General features: G+C 71.1%; 13 protein-coding genes and 1 tRNA gene. 9 read left to right on the top strand and 5 right to left on the bottom strand.

Annotated features, from left to right (window positions below):
• Nucleotides 1-112 precede the first annotated feature (112 nt).
• Complete coding sequence (locus KAK07_RS11070) at nt 113-1591, top strand: NAD-dependent succinate-semialdehyde dehydrogenase (RefSeq protein WP_210854541.1); 1479 nt, start codon at nt 113-115, stop codon at nt 1589-1591.
• 24 nt (nt 1592-1615) lie between these two features.
• Here KAK07_RS11070 and KAK07_RS25260 read toward each other — a convergent pair whose 3' ends face one another.
• A complete protein-coding gene (locus KAK07_RS25260; protein WP_247661152.1) occupies nt 1616-2509 on the bottom strand; it encodes a GGDEF domain-containing protein in 894 nt (297 codons plus the stop codon).
• 152 nt (nt 2510-2661) lie between these two features.
• Here KAK07_RS25260 and KAK07_RS11060 point away from each other — a divergent pair, with 152 nt between their 5' ends.
• The gene (locus tag KAK07_RS11060) at nt 2662-3861 is read left to right on the top strand and encodes a tetratricopeptide repeat protein (RefSeq protein ID WP_210860695.1); all 1200 of its coding nucleotides are present in this window, start codon (nt 2662-2664) and stop codon (nt 3859-3861) included.
• Between the two features lie 44 nt (nt 3862-3905).
• Here KAK07_RS11060 and KAK07_RS11055 read toward each other — a convergent pair.
• Nucleotides 3906-3979, bottom strand: a tRNA-Gly gene (locus KAK07_RS11055).
• A gap of 61 nt (nt 3980-4040) precedes the next feature.
• Here KAK07_RS11055 and trmB point away from each other — a divergent pair.
• Nucleotides 4041-4754 (top strand): tRNA (guanosine(46)-N7)-methyltransferase TrmB, encoded by a 714-nt coding sequence (gene trmB, locus KAK07_RS11050; RefSeq protein ID WP_210860694.1) that lies wholly within the window; start codon nt 4041-4043, stop codon nt 4752-4754.
• Between the two features lies 1 nt (nt 4755).
• Here trmB and KAK07_RS11045 read toward each other — a convergent pair whose 3' ends face one another.
• Complete coding sequence (locus KAK07_RS11045; protein ID WP_210854538.1) at nt 4756-5580, bottom strand: undecaprenyl-diphosphate phosphatase; 825 nt, start codon at nt 5578-5580, stop codon at nt 4756-4758.
• 171 nt (nt 5581-5751) lie between these two features.
• On the opposite strand from KAK07_RS11045, the gene KAK07_RS11040 reads away from it, so the two are divergent.
• The 6 genes from KAK07_RS11040 to KAK07_RS11015 are packed head-to-tail and all read left to right on the top strand — an operon-like array spanning nt 5752 to nt 13186.
• On the top strand, nt 5752-6402 hold the full coding sequence (locus tag KAK07_RS11040) for a TetR/AcrR family transcriptional regulator (protein WP_247661151.1): 651 nt from the start codon (nt 5752-5754) through the stop codon (nt 6400-6402).
• The gene (locus KAK07_RS11035) at nt 6399-7553 is read left to right on the top strand and encodes an efflux RND transporter periplasmic adaptor subunit (protein WP_210854536.1); all 1155 of its coding nucleotides are present in this window, start codon (nt 6399-6401) and stop codon (nt 7551-7553) included. Before KAK07_RS11040 ends, KAK07_RS11035 begins: the two co-directional genes overlap by 4 nt.
• A gap of 18 nt (nt 7554-7571) precedes the next feature.
• Nucleotides 7572-10718 (top strand): efflux RND transporter permease subunit, encoded by a 3147-nt coding sequence (locus KAK07_RS11030; protein WP_210854535.1) that lies wholly within the window; start codon nt 7572-7574, stop codon nt 10716-10718.
• Between the two features lie 51 nt (nt 10719-10769).
• Complete coding sequence (locus KAK07_RS11025) at nt 10770-11423, top strand: protein-L-isoaspartate O-methyltransferase family protein (protein WP_210860693.1); 654 nt, start codon at nt 10770-10772, stop codon at nt 11421-11423.
• A 16-nt stretch (nt 11424-11439) separates the two neighbouring features.
• Nucleotides 11440-11775: a rhodanese-like domain-containing protein gene (locus tag KAK07_RS11020; RefSeq protein WP_210854533.1), complete on the top strand. Its 336-nt coding sequence runs from the start codon at nt 11440-11442 to the stop codon at nt 11773-11775.
• Nucleotides 11776-11824: 49 nt separating this feature from the next.
• The gene (locus KAK07_RS11015) at nt 11825-13186 is read left to right on the top strand and encodes a TolC family outer membrane protein (RefSeq protein WP_210860692.1); all 1362 of its coding nucleotides are present in this window, start codon (nt 11825-11827) and stop codon (nt 13184-13186) included.
• Here KAK07_RS11015 and KAK07_RS11010 read toward each other — a convergent pair.
• Both KAK07_RS11010 and KAK07_RS11005 read right to left on the bottom strand, forming a co-directional pair.
• Nucleotides 13164-14474 carry a 3-deoxy-D-manno-octulosonic acid transferase gene (locus tag KAK07_RS11010; protein ID WP_210860691.1) on the bottom strand — a complete coding sequence of 437 codons (1311 nt, stop codon included), beginning with the start codon at nt 14472-14474 and terminating at the stop codon, nt 13164-13166. The genes KAK07_RS11015 and KAK07_RS11010 overlap by 23 nt on opposite strands.
• Nucleotides 14474-15862, bottom strand: coding sequence for a phosphomannomutase/phosphoglucomutase (locus KAK07_RS11005; RefSeq protein WP_210860690.1), 1389 nt, complete (start codon nt 15860-15862; stop codon nt 14474-14476). Before KAK07_RS11005 ends, KAK07_RS11010 begins: the two co-directional genes overlap by 1 nt.
• Nucleotides 15863-15889: the final 27 nt, after the last annotated feature.

Genomic DNA, 15889 nt, shown 5'->3' with positions numbered 1-15889 from the left:
CGGGAGGGTGTCCGGGCCGGACGCTTGGGAGCGGCCCGGCGCTGGCCCGGACATTCATCACTCGACCTTACTGCCGAGCGCGGTAGAGTCGCTGCCCATCAAGGAGCCCCCCATGGACATGCCCTCTTCCCCCCTGGCCCTGCTGGCCGACCCCAGCCTGCTGAAGACCGATGCGCTGATCAACGGAGAGTGGGTCGCCGGCAGCAGCCGCTTCGAGGTCACCGATCCCGCCACCGGTCTGAAGCTGGCCGATGTGGCCAACCTGGGTGCCGAGCACACCCACCACGCGATCGTCGCGGCCAACAAGGCCTGGCCGGCCTGGCGCGCCAAGACGGCCAAGGAGCGTGCGGCCATCCTGATGAAGTGGTTCGCGCTGATGCACGCCCATGCCGACGACCTGGCGCGCATCATGACCGCCGAGCAGGGCAAGCCACTGGCCGAGGCCAAGGGCGAGGTCGGTTATGGCGCCAGCTTCCTGGAGTGGTTCGCCGAGGAAGCCAAGCGCGTCTATGGCGAGACCATCCCCACCACCGACGGCAACAAGCGCTACGTCATCATCAAGCAGCCGATCGGCGTGTGCGCGGCGATCACGCCCTGGAACTTCCCGATCGCGATGATCACCCGCAAGGTGGCTCCGGCCCTGGCCGCTGGCTGCCCGGTGGTGATCAAGCCGGCCGAGGCCACGCCACTGTCGGCGCTGGCGGTGGCCGAGCTGGCGCAGCGCGCCGGCATGCCGGCGGGCGTGCTCAACGTGGTGACGGCCGATGCCGCACAGTCGATCGAGGTGGGCAAGGTGCTGTGCAGCTCCGACGTGGTGCGCCACCTCAGCTTCACCGGCTCCACCGAGGTGGGCCGCATCCTGATGCAGCAGTGCGCGCCGACGGTGAAGAAGCTCTCGCTGGAGCTGGGCGGCAATGCGCCCTTCATCGTCTTCGACGACGCCGACCTGGACTCGGCCGCCGAAGGTGCGGCGATCAGCAAGTACCGCAACTCGGGCCAGACCTGCGTCTGCACCAACCGCTTCTACGTGCAGGACAGCGTCTATGACGCCTTCATCGAGAAGCTGGCCGCCAGGGCCGCCGCGATCAAGGTGGGCAACGGCTTCGAGCCGGGCATCAACCAGGGCCCGATGATCGACGACCAGGCGATCGCCAAGGTCGAGGACCATGTGGCCGACGCGCTGGCCAAGGGCGCCAAGGTGGTGGTGGGCGGGCAGCGCATCGGCGAGCGCTTCTACACGCCCACGGTGCTGGCCGATGTGACGCCCGAGATGAAGGTCTCGAAGGAAGAGACCTTCGGCCCGGTGGCGCCGGTGTTCCGCTTCAGCACCGAGGCCGAGGCGATCGAGCTGGCCAATGCCACCGAGTTCGGTCTGGCCAGCTACTTCTACAGCCGCGACATCGGCCGCATCTTCCGGGTGGGCGAGGCGCTGGAGTACGGCATGGTGGGCATCAACACCGGCCTGATCAGCGTGGCCGAGGTGCCGTTTGGCGGGGTGAAGCAGTCGGGCCTGGGGCGCGAGGGCTCGCACCACGGCATGGACGATTACGTCGAGGTCAAGTACCTCTGCCTGGGCGACATCCTGAAGTGACGCCAGCGGCCGGCGCCGGGGCGCTCAGGCCCCGTCGTTGGCGGCCTCGCCCAGGCGCACCAGCCGACCCTCTCCACCCGCGGCCTGCGCGGTGGCGCGCTTGAGCAGGCTTTGCGCGTCGCGGCCGTGGGCCGGGAACTGAGCCAGGCCGTAGCGCATGCCCAGCGGCACGCTCTGGCCCGACACATGCATCGGCACGCTGGCCGTGGCCAGCAGCTTGCGGGCGACCGGTTCGGCGTCCTCGTCGGCGTCCATCCAGGCCAGCAGCACCGCGAACATGTCGCGGCCCAGCGAGGCCACCACGTCCGACGCGCGCAAGGCCGAGCGCAGCCGCACCGCGGCCTTGCGGCGCAGCACGTTCGCCGCTTCGGCGCCCTGGCTGGCCTCGACCGACTGCAGGCCCTCGAGCTGCAGCACCACCACGGCCATCGGCGCGGGCTCGCGCTCGCGCAGCGCCAGCAGGTGGGTCATGTGCTCCAGCAGCTGCTGGTGGTTGGGCAGGCCGGTGGCCAGGTCGATGCTGTAGGCGCGGCGCGCGGCGTCGTCCTGGCGCTTGCGCTCGATCGCCATGCGCAGCACGCGGCCGGCGGCATCGCCGTGCATCTCGCGGCTGGAAGCCACCTCGCGCACGCCGGCCTGCAGCCAGCGCTGGCATTCGGCCAGCGTGGGTTCAGGCGAGACCAGCACCAGCGCGGTTTCCAGCAAGGCGCGCGCCAGGCCGTTCCAGTGCAGCAGCTGCTCGGTCGACAAGCCGGGACCGAACTCCACCACCAGCGCATGCCAGGCATGCTGGTTGAGCAGCTCGTCCACCTCGGCCAGCGTGCGGGCCTGGTGGGCGATGAAGGGGCCGTGGGCGGAAGTGACGAGATCCAGGGGCCGCTGGCTGAGCACCAGGACCTGCAACGGCGTGGGTGACATGACGGGCGCGGGGGTTCTTTGCCCCGATGATGCCTGAGCAGCAGCGGCCACCGGCAGCGCGGAAACACCAAGGCTGGTTGTCAGCGCCGTGTCGGCGTAGCATGTCCGTGTGACAGGCGCCGGCCCCGGCCGAGGCCTCGAAAGGAGCCCGCATGCACCCGCCCTTCCCTGCCGCGCTGGACGGTCCCACGGGCCGGGACTGGTGGCGCGGCCTGTTGCCGCTGATCCTGCTGCTGCTGACGGCCTGCGCCCAGGCCCCCCGCGCACCCGCCTCCGATGCCAGCCGCTGGGCCGACACCACGATGGGGCAGCCGGCGGTCGTGCCGGATGTGGAAGCGGCCCTGCGTCTGGACCCGGCGCTGCAGGCCTACCTGGAGCACACGCTGCGCCCGGCGGCCCGCCGCCAGGGCGCGCTGCTGGCGCTGTTCGAGGCGCTGCGCTCCAGCGACATCCGCGTGGTCTACGACGCCAGCACCACCCGCACCGCCGCCGAGACCTTCGAGGCGCGCAGCGGCAACTGCCTGTCGCTGGTGCTGATGACCGCGGCGCTGGCCGACGGGCTGGGGCTGTCGGTGGAATTCCGCGAGGTGCTGACCGACACCCAGTGGAGCCGCCTGGCCGGCCTGCATGTGGGCAACACCCACGTCAACCTGGCGCTGGGTCCGCGGCCGTCACCATTCGCCAGCGTGCTGCTGGCTCCGCCCCAGACGGTGATCGACTTCCTGCCGCCCGAGGCGGCCGGCAAGCTGCCGGCGCGCCGCATCAGCCGCCAGCGCGTGCTGGCGATGTACCTGAACAACCGCGCCGCCGAATGGCTGACCCAGGGCGACCTGGCCACCGCGCAGGCCTTCAGCCTGGCGGCCCTGGCCCAGGATGCCGCCTACCCCGCCGCCTACAACACTCTGGGCGTGGTGTTCCAGCGCCACGGCCGCGCCGACCTGGCCGAGCGCGCCTGGCGCGACGGCCTGGCCCAGGCCCCGGAGCACGCCACGCTGCTGGCCAACCTGGCGGCCGCGCTTCGCGCCCAGGGCCGCCCGGCCGAGGCCCAGCCACTGGAGGCGGTACTCGCCCGGGTCGAAGGCACCGCCCCGTTCGTGAACCTGTCACGCGGCCTGGCGGCACTGCGGGCGGGCGACCCCGCCGGCGCCCGCGACTGGCTGCTGAGGGAACTGGCCCGCGACCCCGACTACCACGAGATCCACTTCGCCCTGGCCCAGGCCGAACTGCAGCTGGGCCACCCGGCCCAGGCCCTGTCGCACCTGCAGCGCGCCAGCGCCGAAAGCCCGCGGCCCGAGCTGCGCTCCCTCTACGCCGCGAAGGCGGAACATCTGCGGGCGCTGGGCGTGCACTGAAGGCCGGAGACGACGATGCCAGCGCGTGGCTGGCATCTGGATCTTGGAGCGGGTGAAGGGAATCGAACCCTCGTATGAAGCTTGGGAAGCTGCCGTTCTGCCATTGAACTACACCCGCAGCGGTTCGCATTCTAGCTCGGCGACAATCATGCCCCTCGCTGAAACGATCCCCAGAAGGCATGACCGACGCGCCCTCGTCCGCCGACGCGGCAGACTCCCCTGACACCCCCCGCCGCGGCATCCGCAGCTATGTGCTGCGCGCCGGCCGCATGGGCACTGGCCAGCAGCGGGCCCTGGAGGAACTGGGGCCGCGCTTCGTGCTGCCCTTCACCGGCCAACCGGCCGACTGGTCCGCGGCCTTCGGCCGCGAAGCGCCGCGGGTGCTGGAGATCGGCTTTGGCATGGGGGCGGCCACCGCGCAGATCGCCGCCGCCCGGCCCGACACCGACTTCATCGGCATCGAGGTGCACACGCCCGGCGTGGGCGCGCTGCTCAAGCGCATCGGCGAGGAGGGCCTGACCAACCTGCGCATCCTGCAGCACGACGCGGTGCAGGTGCTGGAGCAGATGGTGGCGCCGGACTCGCTGGCCGGCGTGCACATCTTCTTTCCCGACCCCTGGCACAAGAAGAAGCACCACAAGCGGCGGCTGATCCAGGCGCCGTTGGTGGCGCTGCTGGCCTCGCGCCTGGCGCCCGGCGGCGTGCTGCACTGTGCGACCGACTGGCAGCCCTATGCCGAGCAGATGCTGGAGGTGCTGTCGGCCGAACCGCGGCTGGTCAACACCGCCGACGGCTACGCCCCGCGGCCGGACTACCGCCCGCTGACCAAGTTCGAGGCCCGCGGCCTGCGCCTGGGGCACGGGGTCTGGGACCTGCTGTTCCGGCGGCGCTGAATCAGTCGGCCCAGGTCACCCAGCCGAAGTGCGCGGTGACCAGGATCAGCAGCCCGAAGCCGATGCGGTACCAGGCAAAGGGCTTGAAGTCGTGCGTGGCCACATAGCGCAGCAGCCAGCGCACGCACAGCCAGGCCGACAGGAAGCTGAACAGCAGGCCCACGCCGAACAGCGGCGCATCGGCCCAGTCCAGGTCGGCGCGCGCCTTGTACAGGCTGTACAGACCGGCACCAATCAGCGTGGGAATGCCCAGGAAGAAGCTGAAGTCGGTGGCCGCCTGACGCGACAGGCCCATCAGCATGCCGCCGATGATGGTGGCGCCCGAGCGGCTGGTCCCCGGCACCATCGCGAAGCACTGCACCAGGCCCACCTTCAGGGCGTCGGCTGGCGTCATGTCGTCCACCGTGGACACCCGCGTGTGGCCCGCCTGGCGGCGCTCGGCCCACAGGATCACGAAGCCGCCCAGGATGAAGGTCGAGGCCACCACGGTGGGCAGGAACAGGTGGGCCTTGATCCATTTGCCCACCAGCAGGCCCAGCACCACCGCGGGCAGGAAGGCGATCAGCACATTCAGCGCAAAGCGCCGCGCCTGCGGCTGCGCGGCCAGGCCGATGACGGTGTCGCGCACGCGCTGCCAGTAGACCAGGACCACGGCAAAGATGGCGCCGGTCTGGATCGCGATCTCGAAGACCTTCATCTTCTCGCCCACGAAACCCAGCAGCGAACCCGCCAGGATCAGGTGACCGGTGGACGAGATCGGCAGGAACTCGGTCAGGCCCTCGACCACGCCCATCACCGCCGCCTTCAGCAACACCAGCACATCCATCGCGTCATCCGTTCGGGGTCGCTGCGCCCCGGTTGCCCAAAGGCCGTGATCTTACCGACCGCGGTGGTCGCCCCCTGACGGGTCAGGCACCGGCCAAGGCTCAGGATACCATTAGGGGTATTGACGGCCGCCGTCAGCCTGTTAGGATTAATGACCGGTCAGTCAGTAAACATGTCCGAGCCCGCCATTCCCCACCGCCAGCGCCGCAAGGAAGCCCGCCCCAGCGAGCTGCTTGACGCCGCGCTGGCCCTGTTCACCGAAAAAGGCTTCTCGGCCACCCGGGCCGAGGAGGTGGCGCAGCGTGCCGGCGTGGCCAAGGGCACGCTCTACCTGTACTTCAACAGCAAGGAAGAGCTGCTCAAGGCGGTGATCCGCCACACGCTTTCAAGCGCCGTGGCCAACGGCCGCCAGCGCCTGCTGGAGCACCACGGCAGTGCCACCGAGGCACTGACCGAGCTGCTGCCGACCTGGTGGGAAGAGGTGTACGACAGCCCCAGCTCGGCCCTGTTCAAGCTGGTGATCACCGAGGTGCGCAACTTCCCCGACATCGCCGAGTTCTACGCCCAGGAGGTGATCGAGCCCGGCCTGGCGGTGATCCAGGCCCTGCTGCAGCGTGGCATCGACCGCGGCGAGTTCCGCCCGGTTGACGTGGAGGCCGCCGCCCACTCCCTGGTGCTGCCGATCATCATGCTGTGCCTGCACAAGCATTCGGTGGGCGCCTGTGCGCTGGCCGACGCCATGGTGGCCGACCCGCGCCGCATCATCCGAAGCCACCTGCACCTGGTCCTGCACGGCCTGCAGGCCCAACCCATCGCCCCATGAGCCCAGTCCTGCGCCGCGTCCTGATCCTGCTGGCGTTGGCCGGCCTGGCCCTGGTCGGCTGGAAGCTGCGCCCGGGCGCCCCGTCCGCCGGACCGACGACCGCGGCAGCGGCCAGCGCCCCCAGCCGGGCCGCGCTGGAACTGCTGCCCGGCGACCTGGCCGTGGTGGCGGTGCAGCCACTCACCGAGGAGATCGAGCTCACCGGCAGCGTCAAGGCGGTGCGCAGCGCCCTGGTCAAGGCGAAAGTGGCCGCCGAACTGCGTGAACTCACGGTGCGCGAAGGCGACGCCGTGCGCGCCGGCCAGGTGCTGGGCCGGCTGGACGACACCGAGGCCGGCTGGCGCCTGAAGCAGGCGCAGCAGCAGGCCGATGCCGCCAAGGCCCAGCTCGACATCGCCGAGCGCGCGCTGGCCAACAGCCAGGCGCTGGTGGCCCAGGGCTTCATCTCGCCCACCGCGCTGGAATCCGCGCAGTCCACGGCCCAGGCCAACCGCGCCAGCTGGGCGGCGGCGCAGTCCGCGGTGGAGCTGGCCCGCAAGACCCAGGGCGACACCCTGCTGGTGGCCCCCATCAACGGCCTGGTGTCGGCCCGGCTGGCGCAGCCGGGCGAGCGGGTGGCGCTGGACGGGCGCATCCTGGAGATCGTCGACCTGTCGCAGCTGGAGCTGGAGGCGGCGCTGGCACCCCAGGCGGTGGCGCGGCTGTCGGTGGGCGCCACGGCCCGCCTGCGTGTCGATGGCATCACCGAGCCGGTGACCGCACGCGTCGCGCGCATCAACCCCACCGCCACCGCCGGCGCCCGCACCGTCACCGCCTACCTGAGCCTGGCGCCGCACCCGGCGCTGCGCCAGGGCCTGTTCGCCCAGGGCACGGTGGCCCTGGCCCGCAGCGACCGACTGGCCGTCCCGCTGGACGCCTTGCGCCAGGACCAGCCCCAGCCCTATGTGCTGGTGATGCAGGGCGGACAGGCCCGGGCGCATGCGGTGCAGACCGGGCTGCGCGGCCGCTCGCCGCAGGGCGAACCGCTGGTGGAACTGCTGTCCGGTGCCACCGCGGGTGACGCGCTGCTGCGCGAGCGCGTCGGCACGGTGCGCGACGGCACTGCGGTGCGCCTGGCGGCCACCGCGCCCGCCTCGGCGGCGTCCCGCTGAGCAGGGCCGACCCGCACCATGTGGTTCACCCGCGTCTCGATCAGCAACCCGGTCATGGCCGTGATGGTCATGCTGGCCTTCGTGGTGCTGGGTGGCTTTGCCGTGCAGCGGCTCAAGGTCGACCAGTTCCCGAACATCGAATTCCCCTTCGTGGTGGTCACCGTCACCTACCCGGGGGCCTCCGCCGAGGTGGTCGAGAACGAGGTGACGATCAAGGTCGAGGAGGCGGTCAACACGATCGCCGGCATCAACGAGCTGTTCAGCCGCAGCTACCAGGGCACCTCGGTCGTCATCGTCAAGTTCAACCTGGATGTCGACGGCCGCCGTGCCGCCGACGACGTGCGCGAGAAGGTCGCCCAGGTCAAGGCCACGTTCGCCGACGAGGTGGACGAGCCGCGCGTGCAGCGCTTCGACCCCGCGTCCCGCCCGATCTGGACCGTCGCCCTCACCTCGCCCGATGACAGCCGCAGCGCCTCCGAGCTGAGCACCTACGGCGACCAGGTGCTGAAGAAGCGCCTGGAGAACGTGCGCGGCGTGGGCTCGGTGGCGCTGGTGGGCGCGCAGAAGCGCGAGCTCAATGTCTACCTGCGCCCGCAGGCGCTGGAGGCCTTCTCGATCGGCGCCGACGCCGTGACCAGCGCGGTGCGCAACGAGACCCGCAACCTGCCCGCCGGCACGCTGCGCCAGCCGGCGCGCGAAGACGTGGTGCAGGTCGACGGCCGCGTCGCCCGGCCGGCCGACATGGGCCAGATCGTCATCGCCCGCCGCAACGGCCAACCCGTGCGCCTGGACCAGGTGGCCCAGGTGGTCGACGGCCCCGAGGAAACCGACAGTCTGGCGCTGCGCAATGGCCAGCGCATGCTGGCGCTGGACGTGGTCAAGGCGCAGGGCGAGAACACCATCGAGGTGGTCGACGGCCTGAACCGGGTGGTCGAATCGCTGCGCGCCCAACTGCCGTCCGGCATGGCCCTGGATGTGGTGCGCGACAACTCGCGGCCGATCCGCGTCTCGGTCGAGAACGTGCGGCGCACCCTGATCGAGGGTGCGCTGCTGACCATTGGCATCGTCTTCCTGTTCCTGAACTCCTGGCGCTCCACCGTCATCACCGGGCTGACGCTGCCGATCGCGCTGATCGGCACCTTCCTGTTCATGCAGGCCTTCGGCTTCACGATCAACATGATCACGCTGATGGCGCTGAGCCTGTGCGTGGGCCTGCTGATCGACGACGCCATCGTGGTGCGCGAGAACATCGTGCGCCATGTGCAGATGGGCAAGCCGGCGCGCCAGGCGGCGCTGGAAGGCACCGACGAGATCGGCCTGGCGGTGCTGGCCACCACGCTGTCGATCGTCGCGGTGTTCGCGCCGATTGGCTTCATGGGCGGCATCATCGGCAAGTTCTTCCACGAGTTCGGCATCACCATCGTCTCGGCGGTGCTGATCTCGATGTTCGTCAGCTTCACGCTGGACCCGATGCTGAGCTCGGTCTGGCACGACCCGGCGATCGACCGCGAGGGCCAGCCCTTCGTGCCGCGCACGCTGTACGACCGCACGCTGGGGCGGCTGACGCACTGGGTGGACCGCGCCTCGCACCGCCTGGGTCGGGGCTACCACGCGGCGCTGGGCTGGTCGCTGGACCACCCCAAGTCGACGCTGGGCATCGCCGCCGCCAGCCTGGTGCTGGCCCTGGGCCTGACACGGGTGCTGGGCACCGAGTTCGTGCCCAAGGCCGATTTCTCCGAGACCACGGTGGCCTTCTACACCCCGGTGGGCTCCAGCCTGGCGCTGACCGAGGAACGCGCCCGCCAGGTCGACCGCATCCTGCGCCAGATGCCCGAGGTGAAGTACACGCTGGCGACGATCAACACCGGCGTCGCGCTGGGCCATAACCAGGTCAGCATCTATGTGCGCCTGGTGGATCGCAAGCAACGCTCGCGCTCGGTCGACCAGATGTCGGCGGTGCTGCGCGAGCAGCTGGCCTCGGTGCCGGGCATCACTGTCACCCTGGTCGGCCTGACCGACCCGGTGGGCGGCGCCAAGCCGATCTCGCTGTCGCTGCAGGGCCCCGACCTGGCCGAGCTCAAGCGCCTGACCGAGGGCCTGCGCCAGCGCCTGGCCGCCATCCCCGGGCTGGTGGACCTGGACACCAGCATGAAGGAGGACACGCCCACGCTGGCGGTGCAGGTGCGTCGCGACGCCGCCTCCGACCTGGGCCTGAGCCTGGGCAGCATCACCGCCCAGCTGCGCCAGCTGGTGGCCGGCACCACCGTGGGCACCTGGCGCGCGCCGGACGGCAACAACTACGACGTCAAGGTGCGCCTGCACCCCGAGGCCCGCGAGGACCGCGCCGACCTGGGCCGGCTGGTGCTGTCGGCCGGTCAGAACCTGGACGGCAGCCCGCGCATGGCGCGCCTGGACCAGGCCGCCGAGCTGGTGCCCGCCGGCCTGGCCAACCAGATCAACCGGCGCGACCTGAACCGCGAGGTCGAGTTCACCGCCGGCACCGAGGGGCGCGCGCTGGGCGAGGTCTCGGCCGACATCCGCGCCGTGCTCGACAGCACCGCGCTGCCACCGGGCTACCAGTTCCGCTTCGGCGGCTCGACCAAGGACATGCAGGAATCCTTCGTCTACGCGGTCAGCGCGCTGGCGATGGGCGTGATCTTCATCTACATGATCCTGGCCAGCCAGTTCCGCAGCTTCCTGCAGCCGCTGGCGCTGATGAGCTCGCTGCCGCTGACGCTGATCGGCGTGGTCGGGGCGCTGCTGCTGTGGCGCTCGACGCTGAACATCTTCTCGATCATCGGCGTGGTGATGCTGATGGGCCTGGTCACCAAGAACGCAATCCTGCTGGTGGACTTCGCGATCCGTCTGCGCGAGCAGGGCATGGCCCGGCGCGAGGCGCTGCTGGAAGCCGCCCGCGTGCGCCTGCGCCCGATCCTGATGACCACGCTGGCGATGATCTTCGGCATGGTGCCGCTGGCCTTTGCGCTGTCCGAGGGCTCGGAGCAGCGCTCGCCGATGGGCCAGGCGGTGATCGGCGGCGTGATCACGTCCTCGGTGCTCACCCTGGTGGTGGTGCCGGTGATCTACGCCTACCTGGATGACCTCTCGAGCTGGGCGCGCCGGCGCCGCGGCACGGGCAGCCCGGCGTCAGGCGGGGCAGCCTAAAATCAAGGGTTGACCCGAATCCACCGCCGACGCCCACCCGAGGACATCGCCATGAACATCGAACAAGCCCGCTTCAACATGATCGAGCAGCAGATCCGCCCCTGGGATGTGCTGGACCCCGCCGTGCTGGCCCTGCTGGGCGCCGTGCGCCGCGAAGACTTCGTGCCGGCCGCCTGCAAGGCCCTGGCCTTCGTCGACACCGAGGTGCCGCTGGCCGACGGCCAGATGATGCTGGCCCCGCGCGTCGAGGCCCGCCTGCTGCAGGAGGCCAAGGTGCAGCGCCACGAGACCGTGCTGGAAATCGGCACTGGCTCGGGCTTCCAGGCCGCTTTGCTGGGCCACCGCGCACTGCGCGTGATCACCCTGGAAAAGCGCCCGGCGCTGGCCCGTGCCGCGCGCGAGAACCTGCAGCGCGCCGGTCTGGCCAACGTGGAGGTGCGCGAGGCCGACGGCAGCGCCGGCCTGGCCGCCGAGGCGCCGTTTGACGTGATCCTGCTGTCGGGCTCGGTGGCCGAGGTGCCGCAGGCCCTGCTGGCGCAACTCAAGCCGGGCGGTCGCCTGCTGGCCATCGAGGGCCACGAGCCGGTGATGCGTGCCGTGCTGGTGACGCGCCAGGGCGAGTCCTCGTTCGCCAAGGTCGAGCTGTTCGACACCGTGGCGCCGCGCCTGGAGGGCTTCGCCGAGCCCAGCCGCTTCCGTTTCTGAGCCAGCGACCGAGCCGATGAACGCGATCACCGTCCAGCAGTTGCACGCCTTCCTGGCCGATCACGCGGATCGCCAGCCGCTGCTGCTGGACGTGCGCGAGGCGCAGGAACTGGCGATCGCCCCGCTGAACCTGGCCGGCGTGCCCACGCTGCACATGCCGATGCACCTGGTGCCGCTGCGCCGCACCGAACTGGACCCGGCGCGGCCTGTCGTCGTTTTCTGTCACCACGGGGCCCGCAGCGCGCAGGTCGTCGCATACCTGTCGAACCATGGCTTCGACGAGGTGTACAACCTGGAGGGTGGCACCGACGCCTGGTCGCGTCTGGTCGATCCGTCCGTGCCCCGCTACTGACCCCTCAGCGGATTTCGCTCCCGCCTTCATCGCTCCAAGGAAAGCCACCATGACGCCACCGCGCCGTTTCACCCTGCACCGCACCGCCGCCCTCCTCGCTCTGGGCCTGGCCGGCCTGAGCGCGCAGGCGCAGAGCCTGCAGGAGCTGTACGACGCGGCGCGCGGCTACGACGCCACCTACCTGGGCGCGCAGGCCGCAGCCAGTGCCGCGCAGTACCGGGCGGACCAGGCGAATGCGCTGTGGCTGCCCACCGTGGGCCTGAGTGCCGGCGCCTCGCGCACCGAGGCCGACACGCCCTACGCCAGCACCCGCAGCACCAACACCAACGCCACCAATGTGGCGCTGCAGGCGCAGCAGAACCTGTTCAACCGCGCCAACAGCGTCAGCATCGAGCAGGCCAAGCGGGGGGTGGAACTGGCCCAGACCCAGTTGCGCGCTGCCGAACAGGACCTGGTCGTGCGCGTCGCCCAGGCCTATTTCGACGTGCTGGCCGCCCAGGACACGCTGACCACGGTGCAGGCCAACAAGAAGGCCAATGCGGAGCAACTGGCGTCGGCCAAGCGCAATTTCGAAGTGGGCACCGCCACCATCACCGACACCCGCGAAGCCCAGGCCCGCTACGACCTGGTGCTGGCGCAGGAGGTGGCCGCCGACAACGACCTGCGCGTCAAGCGACTGGCGCTGGAACAGCTGGTGGGCAAGACCGGGCTGGAGCCTCGCCCGCTGGCCCAGCCCGTGGCCTTGCCGCCGCTGCAGCCGGCCGAAGTCAATGCCTGGGTGGGCGAGGCCGAGACCCGCAACACCACCATCGAACAAGCCCGTCTGGGCCTGGAGGTGGCCAAGCTGGAAACCGCGAAGGCCCAGGCCGGCCACCTGCCCACGGTGGCGCTGACCGGCAGCTACGGCAAGACGCATGTCAACGTCAGTGGCGACCAGGCCACGCAACTGGGGCTGGTGGGCTACAGCGCGTCGGGCACGGGCACCAATGCCGCCATCGGTGTCAGCGTCACCGTCCCGCTGTTCGCCGGTTTTGCGGTGCAGAACCGCGTGAAGGAAACCCTGTCGCTGGAAGACAAGGCGCGCAACGACTACGAGGCCTCCCGCCGCGGCGTCACCCAGGGCACCCGAAGCGCCTTCTTCGGCGTGCAGGCCGGTCAGGCGCAGGTCAAGGCGCTGGAGGCGGCCGAGTCGTCCAGCAAGCTGGCCCTGGAAGCCACGCAGCTGGGCTACAAGGTGGGCGTGCGCGTCAACCTGGACGTGCTCAACGCCCAGACCCAGCTGTTCCAGACCCAGCGCGACCTGGCCAAGGCCCGCTACGACGTGATCGTCGGTGGCCTCAAGCTGCGCCAGGCAGCCGGCACGCTGCAGCCGGCCGACGTGGCCAACGTCAACGCGCTGCTGGCGAAGTAAGCAGCGCCCCGATGCGGCCGGCCATGCGCTCGGCCGCGCCGCGGTGACGGGCGCTGAAGGCCTGCGCCGCCTGGGCGGCCCCGGTCAGGCGCGACGCGTCGGCCAGCAGTTCCGCCGCCAATGCCAGCGCCTGCGGCAGGTCCGCGGCGCGCCAGGCGGCGCCCTCGGCCAGCGCGCGCTCGGCGGCGTCGGCGAAGTTGAAGGTCGAAGGCCCCAGCACGATCGGGCAGCCGCAGGCCGCTGACTCGATCAGGTTGTGGCCGCCCAAGGGCTCGAAACTGCCGCCCAGCAGCGCCAGGTCCGCCGCTCCGTAGTAGGCCGACATTTCCCCCAGGCTGTCGCCCAGCCAGACCTCGGCCTGGCAGGCGTCCGCACCAGGGCCGGCATCGCCCCAGGTGCCGCGGCGTGACAGCCTCAGCCCGGCCTGCGCCACCAGCGCCGCCACGGCATCAAAGCGCTGCGGGTGGCGCGGCACGATCAGCAGCAGTGGCGCCGCACCGCGCCAGGGGACGCCGCGCCAGGCGGCCAGCAGGCGCGCCTCCTCGCCATCGCGGGTGTTGGTCATCGCCAGCACCGGCCGGCCCAGTCGGGCCCGCCAGGCCTGGCCGCGCGCCAGCAGCGCCGCGTCGGCGCGCAGGTCGTACTTCAGGTTGCCAGCCACCTCCACCTGCGGCACGCCGGCCTGGCGCAGGCGCCGGGCGTCGTCCTCAGACTGGGCAAGCGCCAGGGTGATGCGCTGCGCCGCCGGGCGCAGCACGGCCGCGAAGCGTTCGCCGCGACCGGCACTGCGCTCGGACAGGCGGGCGTTGGCCAGCACGATCGGCACGCCGGCGGCTTCGGCCGCCTGCAGCAGGTTGGGCCAGACCTCGGTTTCCATCAGCACGCCCAGCGCCGGCCGGTGGCGCTGCAGGAAGCGGCGCACCGCGCCGGGGGTGTCGAAGGGCAGCCAGGTCTGCAGGTCGCCCTCGCGCAGCAGCGCCCGGCCGGCCTCGCGGCCGGTGGCGGTGCCGTGGGTCAGCAGCAGGCGCAGGCCTGGCTGCCGGGCACGCAGGGCGTCGACCAGCACCGCCGCGGCCTTGGTTTCGCCCAGCGATACCGCATGCAGCCACAGCGCCCCGGGGGTCTGCGCGGGGCCACCCAGCGCCAGCCGCTCGGGCCAGGCCGAGCGGTAACCCGGCTCGCGTGCGCCGCGCCACCACAGGCGCGCCAGGTAGAGCGGCGTCGCCAGGCGCAGCAGCGTGCTGTAGGCGACACGGGCCAGGCCCGCGCGCCAGCCGGCGGCAGGCATCAGTGGGCCGCGGCCCCCACCTGGGCGTCGGGCTTGACGCTGCGCAGCACGGCCATGAACTCGTCCTGGATGCGGTGCAGCGCCTCGGGCGTGTGGCCTTCGAAGCGCATCACCAGCACCGGGGTGGTGTTGGACGCGCGCACCAGGCCGAAGCCGTCCGGGTAGTCGGCGCGCAGGCCATCGGTGGTGGAGACCTCGGCGCCCGGGAACTGCGAACTGGCCTGCAGTTCGGCGATCAGGCGGTGCGGCTCGCCCTCGGCACAGGCCACGTTCAGCTCCGGCGTGTTGAAGCTGGTGGGCAGGGCGTTCAGCACCGCGCTGGGGTCGTCGTGGCGCGACAGGATCTCCAGCAGGCGCGCGGCGGTGTACATGCCGTCGTCAAAGCCGTACCAGCGCTCCTTGAAGAACATGTGGCCGCTCATCTCGCCGGCGATCGGCGCGTTGGTTTCCTTGAGCTTGGCCTTGACCAGCGAGTGGCCGGTCTTCCACATCAGCGGCACGCCGCCAGCCTCGCGAATGGCAGGCGCCAGGCGCTGGGTGCACTTGACGTCGAAGATGATGGTGCCGCCCGGGACGCGGCTGAGGATGTCGCGCGCGAACAGGATCAGCTGGCGGTCCGGGTAGATGATCTGGCCGTCCTTGGTGACCACGCCCAGGCGGTCGCCGTCGCCGTCGAAGGCCAGGCCCAGTTCGGCATCGGTGGCATGCACCACCTTGATCAGGTCGGCCAGGTTCTCGGGCTTGGAAGGGTCGGGGTGGTGGTTGGGGAAGTCGCCGTCCACCTTCGAGTACAGGTCGATCACCTCGCAGCCCAGCGCCCGCAGGATGGCCGGCGCGCTGGCGCCCGGGATGCCATTGCCCGAGTCGACCACGATCTTCATCGGCCGGGCCAGCTTGCAATCCGACGTGATGCGGTGCGCGTACTCGGGCACGATGTCCATCGCCCCGATGCGGCCGGGGCCCTGGGCATAGTCCTCGGCCTCGATGCGGCGGCGCAGGCCCTGAATCTCGTCGCCGTAGATGGCGCGGCCGGCCAGCACCATCTTGAAGCCGTTCCAGTCCTTGGGGTTGTGGCTGCCGGTGACCTGGATGCCGCTGCTGCAGCCGTGCGCGCCACGCGTGGCGGCGACGTAGTAGGTCATCGGGGTGGTGACGGCGCCGATGTCCACCACGTCCAGGCCGGTCGAGGCGATACCGCGGATCAGCGCAGCGGCCAGACCGGGTCCGGACACGCGGCCGTCGCGGCCCACCACCACGGCACGCTCGCCGGCGGCCTTGGCCTCGGTGCCGAAGGCCCGGCCCAGGTGCTCGGCGAAGGCGTCGTCGAGCGTCTGGCCGACGATGCCGCGGATGTCATAGGCCTTGAAGACGGAGGCGTGGACTTGCATGGTGTGGGGATCGGGACAGTGGTGAGG

It is taken from the genome of Ideonella alba, assembly GCF_018069875.1.
GTDB lineage: Bacteria > Pseudomonadota > Gammaproteobacteria > Burkholderiales > Burkholderiaceae_C > Ideonella > Ideonella alba.
The sequence above is the reverse complement of the archived record's forward strand: the minus strand, read 5'-3'. Positions and strand labels throughout refer to the sequence as shown.

Excerpts from the sequence above, each read along its gene's own strand:
- KAK07_RS11070 (WP_210854541.1), top strand. The coding sequence starts at position 113 with ATGGACATGCCCTCTTCCCCCCTGGCCCTGCTGGCCGACCCCAGCCTG.
- KAK07_RS25260 (WP_247661152.1), bottom strand. The coding sequence starts at position 2,509 with ATGTCACCCACGCCGTTGCAGGTCCTGGTGCTCAGCCAGCGGCCCCTG.
- KAK07_RS11060 (WP_210860695.1), top strand. The coding sequence starts at position 2,662 with ATGCACCCGCCCTTCCCTGCCGCGCTGGACGGTCCCACGGGCCGGGAC.
- trmB (WP_210860694.1), top strand. The coding sequence starts at position 4,041 with ATGACCGACGCGCCCTCGTCCGCCGACGCGGCAGACTCCCCTGACACC.
- KAK07_RS11045 (WP_210854538.1), bottom strand. The coding sequence starts at position 5,580 with ATGGATGTGCTGGTGTTGCTGAAGGCGGCGGTGATGGGCGTGGTCGAG.
- KAK07_RS11040 (WP_247661151.1), top strand. The coding sequence starts at position 5,752 with ATGTCCGAGCCCGCCATTCCCCACCGCCAGCGCCGCAAGGAAGCCCGC.
- KAK07_RS11035 (WP_210854536.1), top strand. The coding sequence starts at position 6,399 with ATGAGCCCAGTCCTGCGCCGCGTCCTGATCCTGCTGGCGTTGGCCGGC.
- KAK07_RS11030 (WP_210854535.1), top strand. The coding sequence starts at position 7,572 with ATGTGGTTCACCCGCGTCTCGATCAGCAACCCGGTCATGGCCGTGATG.
- KAK07_RS11025 (WP_210860693.1), top strand. The coding sequence starts at position 10,770 with ATGAACATCGAACAAGCCCGCTTCAACATGATCGAGCAGCAGATCCGC.
- KAK07_RS11020 (WP_210854533.1), top strand. The coding sequence starts at position 11,440 with ATGAACGCGATCACCGTCCAGCAGTTGCACGCCTTCCTGGCCGATCAC.
- KAK07_RS11015 (WP_210860692.1), top strand. The coding sequence starts at position 11,825 with ATGACGCCACCGCGCCGTTTCACCCTGCACCGCACCGCCGCCCTCCTC.
- KAK07_RS11010 (WP_210860691.1), bottom strand. The coding sequence starts at position 14,474 with ATGCCTGCCGCCGGCTGGCGCGCGGGCCTGGCCCGTGTCGCCTACAGC.
- KAK07_RS11005 (WP_210860690.1), bottom strand. The coding sequence starts at position 15,862 with ATGCAAGTCCACGCCTCCGTCTTCAAGGCCTATGACATCCGCGGCATC.